Here is an 18,580-nt window from a genome sequence, read left to right on the forward strand (position 1 = left end):
CTCCTAGTTGAATCGGGCTAGTGTATCTGCCAACGTTTGGCTATCTTCTACACGCGCAGTCTGGATTTCTTTGTCTATTTTCTTCATAAAACCGCTCAATACTTTTCCTGGTCCGATCTCGATGACTTGTTGGATGCCAAGCTGCTTCAGTGTCGCAATGCTTTCGTAAAAACGCACTGGCGATTTCACTTGCAGCGTCAACAGTTCCTTGATTTGGTCTTGCTGCATTGGCTGCGCGGTCGTATTGCTGATGACAGGTACTTGCAACTCATCAAAGGTAATTTGAGCTAATTCCTGTGCTAATTGCTGCGATGCGGGTTCCAACAAAGCGGTATGGAAAGGACCGCTGACATTTAAAGGAATCACCCGTTTGGTTCCAGCAGCTTGTAACAATTCCACCGCTTTATCCACTGCCGGCGCTTCACCGCCAATGACGATCTGCTGCGGCGTATTGTAATTCGCTGGTGTCACGATCCCCACTTGACTTGCTTCTTTACAGATTTCTTCAATCGTTTCAGCGGGTGTGTTCATCACAGCAACCATTTTCCCAACACCTGCTGGCGCCGCACTTGCCATATACCGACCGCGCTTTTGTACCAATGCGACTGCTGTCTGGAAATCAAGCGCACCACTAGCGACTAAGGCTGTATATTCGCCTAAACTCAAGCCAGCAACAGCATCTGCTTTGATTCCTTGCGCATCCAAAAGACGCCAAAAAGCCGTACTTACCGTTAAGATGGCAGGCTGCGTATATTCCGTCTGGTTTAAACGTTCGTTTTCAGTAAAGCATAGCTCCGCCATATCATATCCTAGAATGGTGCTGGCTTGTTCAAAAGTCTCACGAACGATGGCTTCTTGGTGATAGAGCTCTTCTCCCATTTTGGGGTACTGTGCGCCTTGACCGCTAAATAAAAAGGCTGTCTTCATCTTGTACTCCTTCATTACTTTGATCGTTGTCGTTGGAGAACATGGCTTCTTGCAGTTCGTCTATGAATCAGCAAAAACACGTTCTTAAAAAGGAAAGGCTAGGCTGTCTGCCTAGCCTTTGTTTTATGCTTGTTGTTTTTCTACATATTTAACTAGATCTTCAACGGTTGTGATACCATCTTCTGTTTCGATCTTCACATCGAATTCATCTTCGATCTCGTTAATGATTTGGAAAAGATCCAAGCTGTCTGCTTCTAAATCTTCTTGGATGTTTGTGTTCAATTTGATTTCTTCTTTTTCTTTTCCTAATTCTTCTGCTACGATTTCTTGAATTTTTTCGAATACCATGTGTATATTCCTCCAATGTGTTTTTCAATAGTAATTTTGTTTCGTGAACAAGTTATAAGGTGGCTAACATAGTTCCCCATGTTAATCCGCCGCCAAAACCTGAGAACACCACTTTTTGACCACTGCCAAGTGACAGTGTACCTCGTTTGATTTCTTCATCTAGCAATAACGGAATCGAGGCTGCCGAAGTATTGCCATAATCTTGCATATTTTGCAAAAATTTCTCACGGGGCTGCTTCAGCTTGCGAGCAACTTTGTCTAAAATACGTGAATTTGCTTGGTGAAGCAAAAAATAATCGATTGCTTCATCTTGTGTCAGATCATTGATCGAGGCGACCACATCACGCGTCGCAAAATCAAAGATTTCTCGTCCAATCATTTGCATACAAGCACTATACGCCGGAGCGTTTTGTGAAAAAGGATTCTCATTCGTGCGAAAACCAGATGTTAAGGACATGCCTCGCGTCCCATCTGCTTTTAAAGACTCTTTGAGCAAATACTGCTCTGAAGATGCTTCCAACAATAGACCGCCGGCACCATCTCCGAATAAAACAGCCGTCGAACGGTCGTTCCAATCCAAGACTTTTGAAAGTACTTCTCCACCGATGACCAATCCTTTTTTAGCGCCCGTTCGAATCAGTTTTTCAGCCATAGACAATGCATACACGAAACCAGCACATGCTGCACTGATATCAAAAGCAAAGGCATTGACTGCCCCAATCGCCCCTTGGACTTGGCAAGCAACCGCCGGTGTATTAAAATCCGGTGTGATCGTCGCTACCAAGATAAAATCTAGACTTTCTGCTGAAAGCTGAGCATCTTGTAAGAGCGTTTGAGCGACGCGAATACAAAGGTCTGAAGTGTTTTCGCCGACAGCGACTCTTCTTCGTTTGATTCCCGTGCGAGAATGGATCCATTCATCTGAAGTATCCATCAAATTTGATAGATCATCATTTGTTACGATTTTTTCTGGAACATAACTTGCAGTCGCGGTAATTTTTCCAAACATATTCATCCATTATTCTCACTTATAATCTTGTAAAAAGTCATGCAGATTTTTCAGTGCTTTCAACAGTGCCTGTTCCTCTTCAGGAGACATCTGACTCAAGACACCTTTCACCATCTCACGATGAAAATGCTGATGAACACGATAAAGGAGTTTTCCTTTTTTCGTCAAACCTAGTTTGACGACTCGCCGATCATCTTCACTGCGAATCCGTTCTACATATTCTTTTTTCACCAAACGATTGATCGCGATGGTCAAAGTCCCAACAGTGATCGAAAGCTCTTTGGCAACTTCAGTCGTGGTCTTTTTTTTGTACATCCCGATGGCTTCGATGGTATGCATTTCGGTAATTGAAAGGTCTTTGAATTGAGATTTTTTCAATTCAGATTCTTCAATCACTAAGATGTCATTAAAGACGCTGACTAAGTAGTCATTAACTGTTTCTAAATTGGGTTCCATAACCTTCACCATCCGAATACTTTGATAATCAAATCATTTGATAGTCAAACTATATCGGAAGTTATTGAGAAATGCAAGAATTTTTTTGAACTTTTTTTATTTTTAAGCACATTTTTATTTGAGAACTGATTTTCTAAGATTCTAAAAGCTGCGAGTTGACAAAACAATCCGTTTCCGTTATAGAGAAATTTCCTTTGAATGTCAAAGTTTATCATTGCGTTGTCTCCACTCTATTCCTATTTTTTTCTTGTCAACGGCCAGCAAACGTTGCTCTCTCCGCTCTCATCTGCTACTCTTTGAAGGAAGGAGAGGAAAGATCGATGAATTCGAACAAAGAGTTTCTAAAAAACAAAGCAAATGCACTGCCTGAAAAGCCTGGCGTTTATCTAATGAAAGATCAACACAACGAAGTCTTGTATGTGGGAAAAGCCAAATCATTGAAGCAGCGTGTCGTTTCCTACTTCCGAAAAAACCAGCAGCATGCCAATAAGGTACTTCGACTTGTTTATAATGTCGTTGATTTTGAAACCATCGAAACAGATACCGAATTGGATGCACTATTACTTGAATGTCGTTTGATCCAAGCTTTTCATCCTATCTACAACCGCCAAATGAACCATTCAGCGAACTATTGCTTTGTTGATTTGACGAATCATAGCTTCACGATCACTCAAACACCACAAATTGGCAGTTATGGCCCCTTTCGACAAACAAAAAAATTGCCTGTGTTGTTTCAATTATTGTCAGAAACGTTTCAATTGCCGACTGTCAACGAACTGACGCTATTAACCTTACGTAAGCAACTCCCTCAAATGGAGGCGTATTCCTTGGAAGAGAAGTGGCGAGAGATCGGCTGTTTTTTTGCAGGAAAGAAGACCGACTGTTTTTCGCTCCTTAAAAAACGTTTGGCATACCTGATTGATCACTTATTGTTTGAACAAGCTAGTGTACTGCAGCGAGAGATCCATTTAGCAGAAAGCTTTTACCAAGAAATCGTGAGGGTCAATCAGTTCATTCAAGAACCGGAAGTGATTTTTTCGATTCCCCTTGACTTAGAGGAGCCAGTATCACAGACGACTCAACTCAAATACTATCAAGTCAGCTTTGGCAAGTTGATCCAAACAAACATTCTTTCTCCCGAAGAAATATTCCAGCCACTTCCGCCATCAAGCGCTGCGCTGCCTTTAGCCCCAGAAGATCTCGATCCATTAGGGATCATCCTTAATCACCTGTACCGCCAAGAAAAAGCAGCAGAAAAATAAAAAACAGCAAGCCCAAGTAGGCTTGCTGTATAGAAATGAGAAAGCGACGACGAACGTCCCACTCATTCTTATTGGATCAAATCATAGATTTCCATGGCTACAATATCAACATTATCAAATTGATAAGATTGACTTGATTCTGCTTCCGTTAATTCAAACGTTTCTGTCGAGTTGTCATAAGTAACGGTACATTTTTCGACGCCTTCTTTTTCAAAACGACGTACTTGAACTTCATTGTCTTGCGCTTCGACCATCGCTTCTAAACGTTTGATGATAGCGACTAATTGCGAACTTTTCATTCGTAAGCCTCCTTTTTCTGTCCGTTATATTGTATCAAAACATCCTCTATCTTGCATTGATTTTTCGTATTTTTTTTGTCATTTTAAGATTTTTTTCCATCTTGCCACCAAAGTTTAATCAGCGCCTGCGTTCCGTCATTTTCATAGCCTTTTTCAGCCAACTGATCATACAATTTTTTAGCTAAAGTGGTGCTCGGCAAATCCAATCCCATCTTCTTGGCTTCATCCAGAGCGATCCCCAGATCTTTGATGAAATGTTTGACAAAAAAACCTGGTGAATAATCCTCTTTTAGGATACGTGGACTGTAATTCGTCATGGACCAATTGGCTGCACCACCGCCAGAAAGGGTGTCAATCACTCGTGGTAAATCTAGACCCGCTTGGTTCGCATAGACCAGCATTTCTGTCATCCCCGTCATGGTTCCGGCAATCATGATCTGATTGGCCATTTTCGTATGCTGACCCTTTCCAGCCCCTCCTTGAAGTTGAAACGTCTTTCCTAATACTTCAAAAAGTGGTTTTACTTGTTGGTAAGCTTCTTCATCGCCACCAACCATAATCGTTAGCGTGGCGTTTCTCGCACCAAGATCACCACCAGAAACTGGAGCATCAATACTCGCTGCTCCTTTTTCCTTCGCTGTCTGGTAGATTCGTTCTGCCAAATCAGGTGTGCTGGTTGTAAAATCCACCAATGTTTTGCCCGTCACAGCCGTTTGAAAAATCCCTTGAGGCCCATAGTAAACCTCTTCAACGTCGGATGGATACCCAACCATTGTAAAGATGATTTCACTTTCTGATGCAACTTCTGTTGGGGTGTCACACCAAATTGCTCCATTCGCAACGAGTTCATCTGTTTTTGCTTTCGTCCGATTGTAAACATTCACTGTATGTCCTGCAGCTAAGAGATGACCAACCATCGCTTGACCCATGACACCAGTACCGATAAATCCTAATTTCATGCAGATCCCTCCAAAATAAAAAAGTTCATGTCTTTAGTATACGCTAAAAACATGAACAAGGGAAACAAATCCACTGCTATCAACGGTTACAGCCCCTTTATTTTCTCGTGAGAACATTCGTGAGAACATATCCCAATATTTTGCTTCTATTATAGTACGTTATTCTCTACCGCTGATCGCATTTAAACGATCAACAACATCAAAATTCTCTGTCGGATACAAATGAGAATATATGTCTAATGTCATTTCAATCTTGGCATGACCTAATCTTTCTTGAACCATTTTAGGATTCTCTTTCATATGAATAAGTAAACTAGCATGTGAGTGCCGCATGTCATGCAACGTAGCTCTAGGAAGACCAAACTTCTCTTGCAAGCGTTTGAACTTAACTCCCATCCAAGCTCCATCAATGAATACATCGTCGTGGCTAAACACTAATTTTATGTCACCAGAACAACGTTGATAATATCTCCACTTTTTTAACAATAAAATTGTCCTGCTATCAATAAATAATGTTCTTTCACTACTTTTCGATTTTGGAGTAGATAGATATTGTTCCGACTTTTTTTTAGATCGATTACCAACTGTATACAGCACCTTGATTTTTCCTTCATCTAAATCAATATTTTCCCACAATAATGCAGCACTCTCCCCAAATCTTAAGCCAGTGAAAAACAAAAAGCGATAAAATAAATAGTGAAAAAAATCGTAGTATTCAGTTTGCGATAGATTTTCATGTAACATAATTTTATTCTCGAGATTAGTTGTAAAAATGCTTTTCTCAAATACTTTGAAATCATCCAACGTCCAAAAATTGATCTTTTTCTTTTCAACCCTTATTCTTCCCAATGCACGAAATGGATTTTCTTCAACAAACCCAAAGATTTTTGCTCTATCCCATATACCAGCCATTAAAGAGCACAACAAATTAATATATGATCCGCACACACCACTTGATAAAAGCTTATTTTGAAATATTTGTACATCCAAAACACTAATATCACGCATATTCTTTTTTTCAAAAACTTCGAAATATTTGAGCAAACAATATCTTCTTGGATTAAATGTATTCGGCTTAACTCTCGATTTATACCAATCCAAATATATCTGATCCCTAAAATCCTTAAAAGTCATATTCTCATTACTATATGAATCAGAAACCACTTGATCGTTAGTCTGATTCAACATAAAAACCATATACTCACGATATGCCTCTGCCTCTGTCTTAAAACCTCTTTTCGTTTTAGTAAGTCTTTTTCCAGTGATCGGATCTTTCCCTAAATTAGCTTTGAAATAATACCCATTCGAATCTTTATAAATATTTTGCTTCCTACCCATTTTGAGCTACCTCACCTGTCTCAAGTTCGTAACCCAAAATTTCCTCTACTGCCCACTTCGGAACTCTTCCTCTTCCTTTACTCAAGTAGAAAGGACAGCCCTTTTTTACTAACATTAACTTTGCTTCACGAATTATTTCTCTTGCTTGAAACTCCCGATATCCTTTCTCCATCAAATCTTGTTTTGTACATGTTTCCATTATATAATTCTCCTTTTGAAAAAACTACCCATAACAACATGCTGTAATTAAGAACAAAAAAAGAACCAAAGGTTACCTTTGATTCTTTTTTGTTATTCAATTTAAATTAATCTATCCGTTCCCACTTTGAGACGAACATCTCTTGAAACTCTTTCTTATTCAGAGTGAAAACTTCAGAAAATAAATACCCTTTAAAAAAGTCTTGCTGAAAAAAAACAAATGTAGTATTCGCTTTCTTTGAAAAAAGTTTCCCAATATAATCCCTTTCTTTTGATTTCTGAACATAACGTTTATTTAAAAATTCTTCAGTATATTTTTCTTCATTATAGACTAAAATATATTGCAAATTATCTTTTAAAGCCTCCAACTTTTCGGATAAAAGCATTGCTAAAATAATGGTACTATCGTAATTTTTTTGAGATAACTCATGGGGTGTAATATTTGCACCATTTTTAAACTCTATAAAGTAATGTGTACCATCTGAGTCAATATACAATGCATCGTTTGACATAGGCGATTTACAATCCCTATAACCAATACCACTTGTAAATTGGTCTTTTACACGATCGAAATCAATTGCTTGTACTAGTGAATCCGTCATGTACTCTTTATTAGTACTGTCAACCGATAAATCGCGCATTGTTTTTTTATAATTCTCTAAAACAATACTACTCATAACTTAAATTCTCCAATCTTTGAAAAGGATCGGAGAGTTTTTTGTAAATTAGATCAATATTATTACTTACGTCAGAAAACAGCAATTGGTTATTATGATTTTTGGCAAGGTAATAGTGACTAGTATCCTCCATACCATGTTTTCCAGTAAACAATTCAATTGCATACAAAAAATATGGACTATGAGTTGTTAATAAAACATGCATTCCGAATTCTTTTTGAATTAACACAATTAATTCCGCCAGTACAATTTGCCACTCAGGGTGCAAATGAATCTCAGGTTCATCTAAAATAAGCATCCCATTTTCTTTTAATACTCCATTTTGCAGCAATTGTTTAACGATCAAAAAAGGTTTCAATCCAGAAGATATATTCTTCATGTTAATCGAGTCTTTAGCATTTAGAGGTTGATACGCAAAAGAACGACGATCAGAAAGAACTAATTCTCCACCAACAATAGTATTAATTTTTTCAAAAATATTACCTATTTTTTTATCAACTACTATCTGATCGATGATATTATCGTATTTTTCTTTTATTAGTTGAGCTTTAAGTATACTCCTATGATCTTTTGGATAGCGCCCCCAAGTTATAGATCTCGGGTCTTCGTCAACTATAAAAGGATCATCAATATAAACAGCTTGCGTCTCTAAAGATTCAATATGATCAAACTCTTCTACTAAATTCTCCTTGATTTCTACTTTAAATCTGTTGGACTTTATTTGTAGCTCAACAACCGTCTTTTCATTTGTAAAAACGTTATTTACTTGGTTATCAAACTCTGAAATAAAGTAACTCGTTAAAATCCTATTTCTAATTTCTTCATCACAAATAGTTAACGCTCTTTCGATAGATGATCTAAACTTATTTTTGTTGTCCCCGCTTTTGTCAGAATCAGATATTACAATATTACGATTGATAACCATGCTAGGATTATCATTTAAAGCGTTCTCGATAAGCTCATCTATTGATTCCAACATGTTATCAAATTCATCATCAGAAAACTCTTTTTTCTCAGCCATACATGAAATTATTGGTTCTAATTCTCTTTCCTGAGATCTTCTCCACCAAATATTTCTTACATTATATTCCTCATTGACATAAAGACGTAAGGCATCATAAATATTTTCTTTCCGAACATTGATTACAGCATCATCTAGCTGATACAAACCGTTAAAAAAAGCAAATAACGCTTTTCCAATTGTACTCTTGCCAGTATTGTTTTCTCCAGCAATGACAGTCATTCCTTCAATCTTTATATTCGCTTGGCTAATCTTTCCTACATTCGATACTATTAGCTCCATTTTTTTCTCCAATCTATAAGTTTCCATTTCATATTATTATAAACTAATTACTTCTTCAAATCATCTTTTATTATCACATTGCTTTTTATACCTAAAAAACCAGCAAGGATTAATTTCCTCACTGGTACTCACTTCTTTTGTTTTATTCATCAAATTTACCACTTCGATAAATCTCTTCGTATCTTCCATCGGTCAAAACACTCGGTAATTGACTAATCGAACTAGTCCAATCCAACTCATCCATCACCTTTCGATAGAAATAGATTCGCTCTAGATAGTCTCTTTCTCCACGATTAGACACATGATCAGATATATATGGTACAAAAGCATGGGTCACATAAGTATCCTGCATTTCGCTATAATAAACCTTAAAACTAAAATCATCTTTTGTATAATCTTGATTTCCATCAGATCGATCATAGTCAGCTACAATCGCATCAACGACATCTTGTGCGTCATTAATCGATTTATTACCACAACCAACTAAAACAAAGAGAATTACCGTAACCAACAACAACCCTACTTTTATTCTCTTTTTCATATTTTTCTCCTTTTATCTAACAAATTTCCAACCATTTGATAATAGTTTACCCATAGATCAACTCAAATTTCAAGCATAAAATCAACCATTTACCATCAAATTCTAATTCTACGGTAACCAACATCTGCTGATCCAAACCATCGGACACCATCTCAAGCACATTAACAACTGTTGCATGGTGACTGTCCTCTTGATTATAGAATGAGCGATAGCCAAATTCAGAAATACTTTCAGAAAGAACTTCTGAATTATCCGATACTAGATACTCGTTATGCAGTGATTCTGATAAAATATTTCTTAATTGTTTGTTTCGTTCTTCCACAGCCCCTTCGCCGTAATACGCATCAAACAGTTTATGGTTCACATCCAGAAACGCAAGCGAACCGCTTCGTTCATCTGTACTTTCTTCCGTTGGGCAACTATCACCTGTTTGGTCGTCTATTGAACTTGAAGGTTCCGTTTGATCTACTTCTGGCGAATCAGAAGAAGCAACCGAGCCGTTCGGACTTGGTCGAAAATCAAAAAGGTTCTTTGACTCTTCAGCCGTATCGATCACACGTTCTTGCATAGGCTGCTCATTAGAAACAATATAGAACACCACTCCACCTATCATTAACATACTGACAATGATTAAACCTATTTTTTTCACACATTTCCTCCAATCATTTCAAACCAAGCACTTCTGCTGGGTCTAGTAAGCTAGCATTCGACAAATCTCTTGAAGTGGAAATCTCAAAATGCAAATGTGGTCCAGTACTCCTGCCAGTTGTTCCGACTAAAGCTATAATGTCTCCTTGCTTCACTCGATCGCCAACCTTTACACTATTAGACACATTATGTGCATATAAACTACAATAACCATTCTCATGTTCAATCCGTACATAGTTTCCCCAAGAGTCATGCCACCCCGAAATGATCACTTCTCCATCCGCAACGGCTCTGATTGGCGTGCCTTGCGGGTGTGCAAAGTCAAGTCCTCTATGAAATTCCATTCCCTCGCCAATATCCCGCATACCAAACCACGAACTAATATTTGGTGGATCAAGCGGCAAGATATATTCACCTATCCCCCCAACAGCTATAAATTGTCGAACAAGACCGACATAGTGAAAATTTCCACCGTTATTGTATTGGTACGTGCGTCCATCCGCAATCGATACTGCATTGATATACACATTTTTCACACCTGTTGTATTACCCAAGCTTGGCGCCACCACATTTCTCGAATATCGTTCCGCTAAATCAGTTGTATGGCGTTTGCCATTACTAGCGATAAATGAAATATAAGACAGCCCAAAATTATAGCTTTGTACAGCTGACCACTCATCCACTTCATTTTCTCGCGCCATTGCTAAAGCTTGTGCATAATACTTCACTCCTTGCGCAATAGACTCTCGTTCGTTTAACGTATTGACAGGCAAACCTAGCGATTCACTTGCTTGAAATAAATCTGGGTATCTTCCTCCGCTTTCAACCATCATCATCGCTAATAAAATTGGCACCTGATCTAAAACATCATGTTCTCTTGCGACTCGTTCGACTTCGCTTTTCCAGCGTAAAACTGCTTCGCTTAAACCAACATTCCCATAAGCTCCTTCAAAAGAGATATTATCGCCTTTTTTCTGACTTTGATCATAGCCTCCTGCAAATAAAATCAGAAAAGCGCCTATAAAAAACAGTGGCATTAACGTAGAAAGTATATATTTTTTGATCATTTACTCACCTCGTACTTCTGCGAATAACGCATCAAACGAAGCCTTGGAGTCCGCCTCAAGTTGATTCACTTCATCTTGAAAATCTATACTTATCCTCTCACCAACTTGTTCTGGCTGCTCAAGACTTTCAGAAACTGCCGACACATGGTTAGTTTCAATATCTGTTTCAAACACATTATTGGCTTGTACCAATGTTTCATTTTCTAAATGATTAAAAAACTCGTTTGTTTGTTGATCAAGGTACTCCATTGATACATCAGGTAAGCCTAGTTCGATTTCTGGCATAGTTTCCAATGGATTCAACGTTATTTCAGGATTCGTTCCTTCAATAGCGGACGTCTCTAATGCTTCTACTTGGCGTTCCTCAGTTCCAAATCCTACACCAGTCGCTTGTACGTCGGCTGCTTCCAACTCATTGATTTCAGCTTGTTCTACATTTTCAGTTTCGGCATTTTGAATTTCAATTGTATCAATCGTTGCGATATCTTCTTTCGTTTGTTGGACATCTGTTGCTTCCAATTCTTGAATTTCAGCTTGTTCTACGTTTTCTGTTTCCTCATTTTGGAGTTCAATTGCATCAATCGGTGCAATATCTTCTTTCGTTTGTTGGACATCTGGTGCTTCTAATTCTTGAATTTCCGTTTGTTCTAAATTCTCTGTTTCCGCATGATCAACCTCAATCGTATCAATCCCCTCAGAATCCTCATTCGTAGATCGAACATCTGTCGCTTCCAACTCATTGATTTCTGCCTGTTCTACGTTTTCTGTTTCTGCATTCTCAATCTCAAGGGCATCGATCTCCTCAAAATCATCACTCGTAGAACAAACATCATCTGCCGATAGTTCATTGATTTCTGTTTGAACCGCATCTGCATCTAGTGCTACATCATCGGCATCAATATCTTTTGTCGGTGCTTGTTGGTAATTGGCATCTTCAAAAGCTGCTTCTGTTGGCTGAGTTGACGCTTGATCTTCTTCATCGATAGCGCTCTTCGCTCGATCCACCGTATCAAAGTAATCATCCACCGCCACTTGCGTCTGCTTATCTTGCTCGTGTTGCTTGAATGCTTGACAATCCGCAAATATATCGTAGGCGTTTTCTTTCGCATTTTCTGCAACATGCCCACCTACTTCACCTAACGGCATACCGAATGTTGCTAAACCTGCCACATCTGCACCAAGTTTAACCGCATCTTTGGCTTTCTTCTTAATCGGTGTACTGGCTTTGTTCCAGATTCCGCCATCGGCACTTGAGATCATACCACCTGAAATCATCTTGAAGATTTTGTCACGGTTTCTCCAGATCACGACAAGAGTGACAGTAATCGCAATAACTTGAAGTAAGTAATTCGCTACACCATCAGCTGGGATTACCCCACGAACGACATTGATCACAGATACCAGCATCATGAAAGAAATACCTAATAAAACACGTACCCCAAACAACCCGATCAAGGTCTGTAAAGATTTGAGAAACGCCCCTCGAAATCGTGGGATCATACTGATAAACATCGCCAATCCGATAAAGGCTGCCACCACTAACGCCATGATCCCTGTTAATAGATTCATCACCTGAATGATTAGAATCGGCGTACCTAACACAATCGTAGTGATTGGCGAGAGAAAACCAACAACGAATTTCCAACCTGCTTTTTCAGTGGTCATGTAGACATTTGTTTTTGCCATTTCTTCTACGATTCCTTTGGTAGGATCATTTTCTTCAGACTCCCGTTCCCCTTGAAATAATAATGAAGAAATTGCGCTTGCCCCGTGATCTGAAATTACATCACTTCTATTTGCCAGACCATAATTCATCAATAGAAATGGCTCTTCAATTGCTAGCTCAAACAAAGTGTTTTGAGCATGTGTCACAGGTGTAGTCGCATTGGTAGATTGTGCATTGCTTGTAGTACGGATCAGGTTCCCTTGAACTTCCTCAGTAAGGGAATTAAAGTCACGAATGATTGTCGTTGCACTATTGTTCCAAACCATACTCATGATCACCACTGCCGAAAAAGCAAAGAACTGTTTCATTGCTTGTTGGGGAGATTTCATAATATACAGATACAAGCAATACAGTGCCATTACAATAATGATCGTTAACCCAAAATCACGATAGAGCGAGTCGTACATCGATTTAGAATACGTTGTAAAAACAGAAACATAATCATTAACTACATTTGCATTACCAAACAAATCTATTCCAGTCCGATACATCGAATAAACGATTTTATTTAAATCAAAAAATAAATTGGCACCACCGTTTAACCAATTGGCAATGTCTAGGCTCTGAAACCATCTAACATTTTCAACCATATAACTTTGATAGGAATCAAGACTATATTGTTCTGCTTTATCCGTCACGCTTGTTTCTTGATCAGGATTGATTGGTGTCGGTGCTGCATCGGCACTAACCGTTGACATTAGAGTAAAAAACAACAAAAATAGCGCCAACCATTTAAAATACTTCTTATTTTTCATACACTCCTCCTTTAAGCAAACTGTTTTTCAGCTTCACTTGAAGCTGTTTTCTTCACTGTCTGCAAGGCATGGTGCCATTCTGGGAAAAGATTATGAATACTCAGTTTTGCTGTTCGTCCATAAATATCTCTAAACAAGCATTGTCCTTTTTTCATATTCTCTACCAGTGTCAAATTGCGCTCATTGACTTCAATGCCGATATGGCTCAAAATATCACTTCGTTCAGACTGCCAATCAAAGGCAAACATTGTACCAAAACTATTCGTATCTTGGTCATCTCCAACATCTTTAACTGATTGTGTAGAATAGACAAGGATATTACAAAACGACCGACCGACTCGCTGCATGGCTTTCAACACTTCACGTCCGCCTTTGGCTTTCGCCAGAATCCACGCCTCATCGAAAAATTCAATCGTGTACTGTTCTTCATTTTGATTCCCGAATTTTTCACAAAATTTACCTAACGGCAACATCAAACAGGTCGATTTTTTGTTGGCTTCTGAATATTCTTTGACGGGTACATGCGGTTCAGGCAAACTCAGCCCTGCAATCCCCAATACCGTACACTTATGATTCAAATCCAAACCATTAGAATCACCATCACTAAAACCTAAATGCAAGATACTGTTTTGAATTTTAGAAAACAACAACTTAGCTGCACGTTGTATCACTTGATCCTCATAGTTATGTAACCGTCGAATCACAGTGAGCAAGCCAACTTTTTCTCCCAGTTCACGTTCTTCAATGATTTTGTCGAGTTCTTCATTAATCGCAGTTTCTACCTCTTCTCGATTATCCAAGTTGTAAATGGATTGAATCATTGCTTGTGCAGTATCTTTGGCTTCTACCCCTCGTAAAAAAACAATTGGGTCTAGGACACCATGGTTTTCTTTTTTCGTAGCATCTAGTGTCACGTAGTTAATGGAATTCAAATATGTCACGAAGCTTGGAAATTTTTGTCGAATTACTGGATCATTGGCAGTTCGTTTAAATTGCTTTGCAACTTGATTTTTCGGATCGATATACAACACTTTTGCGTCTAGTAAAGACGAATAGAAGAACAACATCCCTGTTAAATACGACTTTCCTTTCCCTGTTTCACCAGTGATCGCCACGTGAGGACTGTCCGTGATCGCCCCTTCTTGACCTTGGTTAGCTACCAACATATTATAAAAGACACTATTTCTTGAAGACTGGATACTATCTTTTAATGTTTCTGATTCCAAGAAAGGATCAATCCGCCCCAGATACCATCCTGATCGTGTGCCCGCACTGTTCGTGACCGCAAATAAGGTCTCCGCTAAACTATGCCCATTCGTCACTTGCATCCAATCAGACATTGATTCGACAGACGCACTAAATAAACAGCGATAAAACAATTGGGCTTGTTTGGCACTTGGACGAACAACACTGATTTTTAAGCTCTTCATCGCATTGATCAACGCATCCCCACGTCGTTTGTTTTGTTCCCGACTTTTTCCTATGATCACAAAACAGCCCATCCATGCGATCAGCGGTTCGCCACTTTCTAGTTCATTACTAATATGATTCACCATTTGAGCATTGCCTTTAATTCGTTCACTCGCAGATTCTCCTGCCAACCTTGCTTCTTTGGCTTCCGTCTTATGACGATTCTTTTGGATCATGACCTTCGACGCAAAACCTGTTACCCCTTTAGGATCGGGATAGTATGCTTTGATTCGAAAATCGCAAGGGAAATCCATTTGTTGAGCAACTTGGTACAGGTGATTGTAAGCAATATTATTTTCTTCAAAATCGGCAATAGGTAAATAGGACACGACACTATTGCCCAGATCAGAAGATAAATGAATAAAGCCAACGTCTTTGCCTGCATCCACAATCGCTTCGGTGATTCTGGCTTGAGAAAAATCTTCGTTTCTCTTTTCGTGAGGAAGTCCACCAATAAAAGAGAGTCGATTTAAATAGATCAGTTCATCTTCTGTTAAACGAGCAGCCCTTCGACTGCGTATAGAACGAAACAGCTCTTCTTCGATTGGTTGAATTTTCTCTCGTTCATCCTCTTCCATTAAAACTTTTTTACCTAACAAACCAAGAATTTGATCACTCACTTCATCTGTAACTCTCTTTATTGATTCAATTGGATTTTCGTTTCCATACATATCCTTTAAGCGTACGCCTAAAATAAAATCAGGTTCTGTAATTTCACCTAATTCCTTTTTTAAAGCTGCAACAGTTCTCCCCATATACTCTAATCCTAAACGGTGGTATTCAGGCGATAAGTCCTTTGAGAACTCTTTGAAACGTTCCGTCAATTGTTTATCTTTTGGGTACATCACCAACTCAAATTCACCGTATTTCGGTAATGTTTTTCGAAAAATTGTTGCCCAGCGTTTCTTATATTTTTCTAGCTCTTCAAAATTATTGGGATTGGTTTCTTCGGCGGTAATCCGATAATATGCCCACACGTAGCCACTTTTATCAAACATCAAATTACCTTGAATTGCTTTAAAAGGAATTTGAGCTAATTTGATCATTTCTTTGACTGCCTTCATTTCTTCCTCCTTTAAAAAGAAAAGAGCACAGAGTCTAGACTCCGTCCTCTACTTTCTCAAATACTATTTTGCCAACATCGTTGACCATTTCTTCCTTGCAATAGCGTACCTTAAACAATTTAAAAACGACCAAATAGATAACTAAGTCCCTTAAGTAAGGAAACACCTTTTGTCCATCAGGATTTAGATTCAATAGCTTCCCTGAAACCCAATAAGGCAAACCAAGATAAATGGCAAATCTGGTACCTCCTGCAATCTGGTTGATCACTGCAATTAGACCACCAAATACAAGATGAGTGATCGCAAGCAAAACAAAAAATAGCACAACTCGATTCAACTCAATCGCCATCGGCAACATAAAATTTCCAAAGGCACGTACTCGAATCGGATCATCAAATACCTTCTTGTAGTTATAACAAACTTTCATCGACCTGCCCCTTATCTAAAGAACAAGTTGCTGACTGCTTCAAACGCTTGAGAAACGACTCTCGGATTGTTTACAACAAAAGCAGTTGCGCCTGCCGCAAGTAAAAAGATAAGAAATTTACTCCATTTTTGTTCAAACAAGTACTTCAATGCAAACCCAACCATGACAATCCATACCGCATTGATTCCTTCTCTTTGTACCCATTCTAATAATGCTGTTAATGTTGGCATTAGTTCATTCCTCCTAAAGTATGTGTTAGTTTTTCAACAAAAAAACGATCCCCATCATTTGAGATCGTTAATGTCATATGTTCTTTGTGTGTCAATCCAGTATTGCTCAGTTGTAATTCAATCACCGATTGCACAATGAATTCCTCTTGATCCTCAAATTCATATACCTTATTCTCTGAACGGACATACTCAAACTGTCCATTTAAAGAGATTGGTTCTTGCATCATATAAGCAATATCTTCTACGCTGCTTGACGCATAATTGTTAAAGAATTGTTCCAAAAATTCTTCGAGTCCTTCGACTTCTGCAAAAGAGACTTGGTTCCGTTCAGATAATGTACTTTCGATTGTTTCGACCATGCCTCTGTTTTCTGGCACTAACCCAAAATATGGAAATTCGGTAATCGCAAATACGCCATTTTCTTCCACGAAAGGAATATTTAACAAGTGTTCAAAGGTTTGGGGATTTTCTCCCTCAATTTCACTGGTCGTATAGCGAACAAAATAGCGTGCTACAAACCCCACTTCGGATTGGTTGAGTTCATACAAACGGAAGTCTTTCAAACGGCGATTGGTGCTATCGCCAAACGTATAATCACTTGTGGATTCAAAATAATGTCCTAATGCCTGTTCACGTTTAACTCTAGTGTCATAGTCTTCGGCATCAAGGTTCATAAAAAGCGGAATGAACTCCGCAAAATAAGCATCTGTTTTTCGTTCATCTACCGAGACTGCCGTTAGTGTTTCTAGTTTCTTTGTCATTGCATCCACTTGTTCGACTAACTGCGAATTACTGTCAGAGACATTATTCGCTTTGATAAATGCGAACACACCACTTAAGCCAAGCACAACAATCGTTCCCCAAACCGCATAACGAGTACGTTTCGCAACTGTACGTTTCCCTGAAGGGATCGCACTTTTTTGTTTATTTTTCCCTTTGAATAGTTTGCTTTTTTTGATTACTGTAGCACTAGGTGCTTGTGGTAATTCATTAGTTACTTTTAATGCCATGTATACACCCCTCTATTCTGGCAATTCCGTTAGACTAGTGAAGGTATCGGTTGCTTCAAAATCGTCGACATATTCAGGTACCGAGAAAATATCAAATGCTTCCACTTTTTCAAGACGACAAGCTTTGATTTCCGTAACAAGGATTTTTTCCGTATCAACAATTAAGTATTTGCCATCAATTGGAAAATAGTTTTTTAATGCCGTATTGCGGGTCTCGTTCGGATTCCCCGACTGAAATTCGCAACGAATTTCTTGTCCATCGATCTTCACGACTACCATTTCATAGTCATAAAAAGTGTGGGCTTCTTTTAGCGCTGCTTTGGGTGCTGCTGGTTGCTGCATCGCAGGTACATCGACTATGGTTTCTTCCCTTGGCGGAAAAATTGGTTGATGATAGATTTGTTGTACCTGTTCCGTGGTTTTCGATTTGAACATATATGGAAACATCTTTTGTAGCATGTTCTTTTTCTGCAGTGCTGGCGCTACTGGTCTTGCATAGCTTTGCGGCGAAGGACGAGCAGCTTCTGCTTCCGTATTGAATTGACGATTGATTTCTGTATAAATTCTTGCACCATCAATCGCTTCTCCTGCTTCTAATAGTTGGTGTTGTAATTCGTCCAACAGATTAAATTCTGTCCCAACTGGATCAACCAAAACACTTTCGAAATGATAGGTTTGAGACGCTTCAAGATCTTTCACCGTTACAGTCAATAAGGTACTTTCATGCAGATTTTTTTGTAACTCGACCAAGGCTTGTTGGGCATCGTATGCGCCATAATCTGTACCTCGCAAAAAACCATACCTCCGATAGAGATTCTTTTCGACTCCTCTGAATCGAAAACTATACTTTTTCTTCAAAAATTTTT

The 18,580-nt window shown here is 38.7% G+C and carries 20 protein-coding genes; 1 reads left to right on the forward strand and 19 read right to left on the reverse strand.

Annotation, left to right across the window (positions count from 1 at the left end; translation table 11 throughout):
* Positions 1-3 precede the first annotated feature (3 nt).
* The 4 genes from fabD to fabT form a co-directional block, all read right to left on the reverse strand.
* The gene (gene fabD / locus IGI86_RS09115; protein ID WP_034872550.1) at positions 4-927 is read right to left on the reverse strand and encodes an ACP S-malonyltransferase; all 924 of its coding nucleotides are present in this window, start codon (positions 925-927) and stop codon (positions 4-6) included.
* A gap of 123 nt (positions 928-1,050) precedes the next feature.
* Positions 1,051-1,275, reverse strand: coding sequence for an acyl carrier protein (locus tag IGI86_RS09120; RefSeq protein WP_005225890.1), 225 nt, complete (start codon positions 1,273-1,275; stop codon positions 1,051-1,053).
* Between the two features lie 52 nt (positions 1,276-1,327).
* Positions 1,328-2,290 carry a beta-ketoacyl-ACP synthase III gene (locus IGI86_RS09125; protein WP_430617175.1) on the reverse strand — a complete coding sequence of 321 codons (963 nt, stop codon included), beginning with the start codon at positions 2,288-2,290 and terminating at the stop codon, positions 1,328-1,330.
* Between the two features lie 9 nt (positions 2,291-2,299).
* Positions 2,300-2,740 carry a fatty acid biosynthesis transcriptional regulator FabT gene (fabT, locus tag IGI86_RS09130; RefSeq protein WP_008378199.1) on the reverse strand — a complete coding sequence of 147 codons (441 nt, stop codon included), beginning with the start codon at positions 2,738-2,740 and terminating at the stop codon, positions 2,300-2,302.
* A 320-nt stretch (positions 2,741-3,060) separates the two neighbouring features.
* Here fabT and IGI86_RS09135 point away from each other — a divergent pair, with 320 nt between their 5' ends.
* Positions 3,061-4,002 (forward strand): GIY-YIG nuclease family protein, encoded by a 942-nt coding sequence (locus IGI86_RS09135; protein ID WP_430617176.1) that lies wholly within the window; start codon positions 3,061-3,063, stop codon positions 4,000-4,002.
* 68 nt (positions 4,003-4,070) lie between these two features.
* Here the strand turns inward: IGI86_RS09135 and IGI86_RS09140 are convergent, their stop codons facing one another.
* The 15 genes from IGI86_RS09140 to IGI86_RS09210 form a co-directional block, all read right to left on the reverse strand.
* Entirely contained in the window at positions 4,071-4,301 is a 231-nt protein-coding gene (locus IGI86_RS09140; RefSeq protein ID WP_005225886.1) for a YkuJ family protein, read from the reverse strand.
* Positions 4,302-4,384: 83 nt separating this feature from the next.
* Entirely contained in the window at positions 4,385-5,260 is an 876-nt protein-coding gene (locus IGI86_RS09145) for an NAD(P)-dependent oxidoreductase (protein WP_005235572.1), read from the reverse strand.
* Positions 5,261-5,419: 159 nt separating this feature from the next.
* Positions 5,420-6,598: a tyrosine-type recombinase/integrase gene (locus IGI86_RS09150; protein ID WP_430617177.1), complete on the reverse strand. Its 1,179-nt coding sequence runs from the start codon at positions 6,596-6,598 to the stop codon at positions 5,420-5,422.
* A complete protein-coding gene (locus tag IGI86_RS09155; protein ID WP_430617178.1) occupies positions 6,591-6,797 on the reverse strand; it encodes a DUF3173 family protein in 207 nt (68 codons plus the stop codon). Before IGI86_RS09155 ends, IGI86_RS09150 begins: the two co-directional genes overlap by 8 nt.
* Before the next feature lie 106 nt (positions 6,798-6,903).
* Positions 6,904-7,473 carry a hypothetical protein gene (locus IGI86_RS09160; RefSeq protein ID WP_430617179.1) on the reverse strand — a complete coding sequence of 190 codons (570 nt, stop codon included), beginning with the start codon at positions 7,471-7,473 and terminating at the stop codon, positions 6,904-6,906.
* Positions 7,466-8,776: an AAA family ATPase gene (locus tag IGI86_RS09165; protein WP_430617180.1), complete on the reverse strand. Its 1,311-nt coding sequence runs from the start codon at positions 8,774-8,776 to the stop codon at positions 7,466-7,468. The genes IGI86_RS09160 and IGI86_RS09165 overlap by 8 nt, the downstream gene beginning before the upstream one ends.
* 142 nt (positions 8,777-8,918) lie before the next feature.
* Positions 8,919-9,317 carry a hypothetical protein gene (locus IGI86_RS09170; protein WP_430617181.1) on the reverse strand — a complete coding sequence of 133 codons (399 nt, stop codon included), beginning with the start codon at positions 9,315-9,317 and terminating at the stop codon, positions 8,919-8,921.
* A 46-nt stretch (positions 9,318-9,363) separates the two neighbouring features.
* Positions 9,364-9,966 carry a hypothetical protein gene (locus tag IGI86_RS09175; protein WP_430617182.1) on the reverse strand — a complete coding sequence of 201 codons (603 nt, stop codon included), beginning with the start codon at positions 9,964-9,966 and terminating at the stop codon, positions 9,364-9,366.
* Between the two features lie 13 nt (positions 9,967-9,979).
* Entirely contained in the window at positions 9,980-11,032 is a 1,053-nt protein-coding gene (locus IGI86_RS09180) for a lysozyme family protein (RefSeq protein ID WP_430617183.1), read from the reverse strand.
* Positions 11,033-13,513, reverse strand: a complete 2,481-nt coding sequence (locus tag IGI86_RS09185) for a CD3337/EF1877 family mobilome membrane protein (RefSeq protein ID WP_430617184.1) — start codon at positions 13,511-13,513, stop codon at positions 11,033-11,035.
* 11 nt (positions 13,514-13,524) lie between these two features.
* Positions 13,525-16,047 carry an ATP-binding protein gene (locus IGI86_RS09190; protein ID WP_430617185.1) on the reverse strand — a complete coding sequence of 841 codons (2,523 nt, stop codon included), beginning with the start codon at positions 16,045-16,047 and terminating at the stop codon, positions 13,525-13,527.
* Between the two features lie 34 nt (positions 16,048-16,081).
* Positions 16,082-16,474, reverse strand: a complete 393-nt coding sequence (locus IGI86_RS09195) for a TcpE family conjugal transfer membrane protein (RefSeq protein ID WP_430617186.1) — start codon at positions 16,472-16,474, stop codon at positions 16,082-16,084.
* An 11-nt stretch (positions 16,475-16,485) separates the two neighbouring features.
* Positions 16,486-16,704 (reverse strand): TcpD family membrane protein, encoded by a 219-nt coding sequence (locus tag IGI86_RS09200; RefSeq protein WP_271811890.1) that lies wholly within the window; start codon positions 16,702-16,704, stop codon positions 16,486-16,488.
* A complete protein-coding gene (locus IGI86_RS09205; RefSeq protein ID WP_430617187.1) occupies positions 16,704-17,714 on the reverse strand; it encodes a conjugal transfer protein in 1,011 nt (336 codons plus the stop codon). Before IGI86_RS09205 ends, IGI86_RS09200 begins: the two co-directional genes overlap by 1 nt.
* A 12-nt stretch (positions 17,715-17,726) precedes the next feature.
* A complete protein-coding gene (locus tag IGI86_RS09210) occupies positions 17,727-18,572 on the reverse strand; it encodes a hypothetical protein (RefSeq protein ID WP_430617188.1) in 846 nt (281 codons plus the stop codon).
* Positions 18,573-18,580 lie beyond the last annotated feature (8 nt).

Source organism: Enterococcus sp. AZ188 (genome assembly GCF_050544075.1).
Classification (GTDB): domain Bacteria; phylum Bacillota; class Bacilli; order Lactobacillales; family Enterococcaceae; genus Enterococcus_D; species Enterococcus_D entomosocium.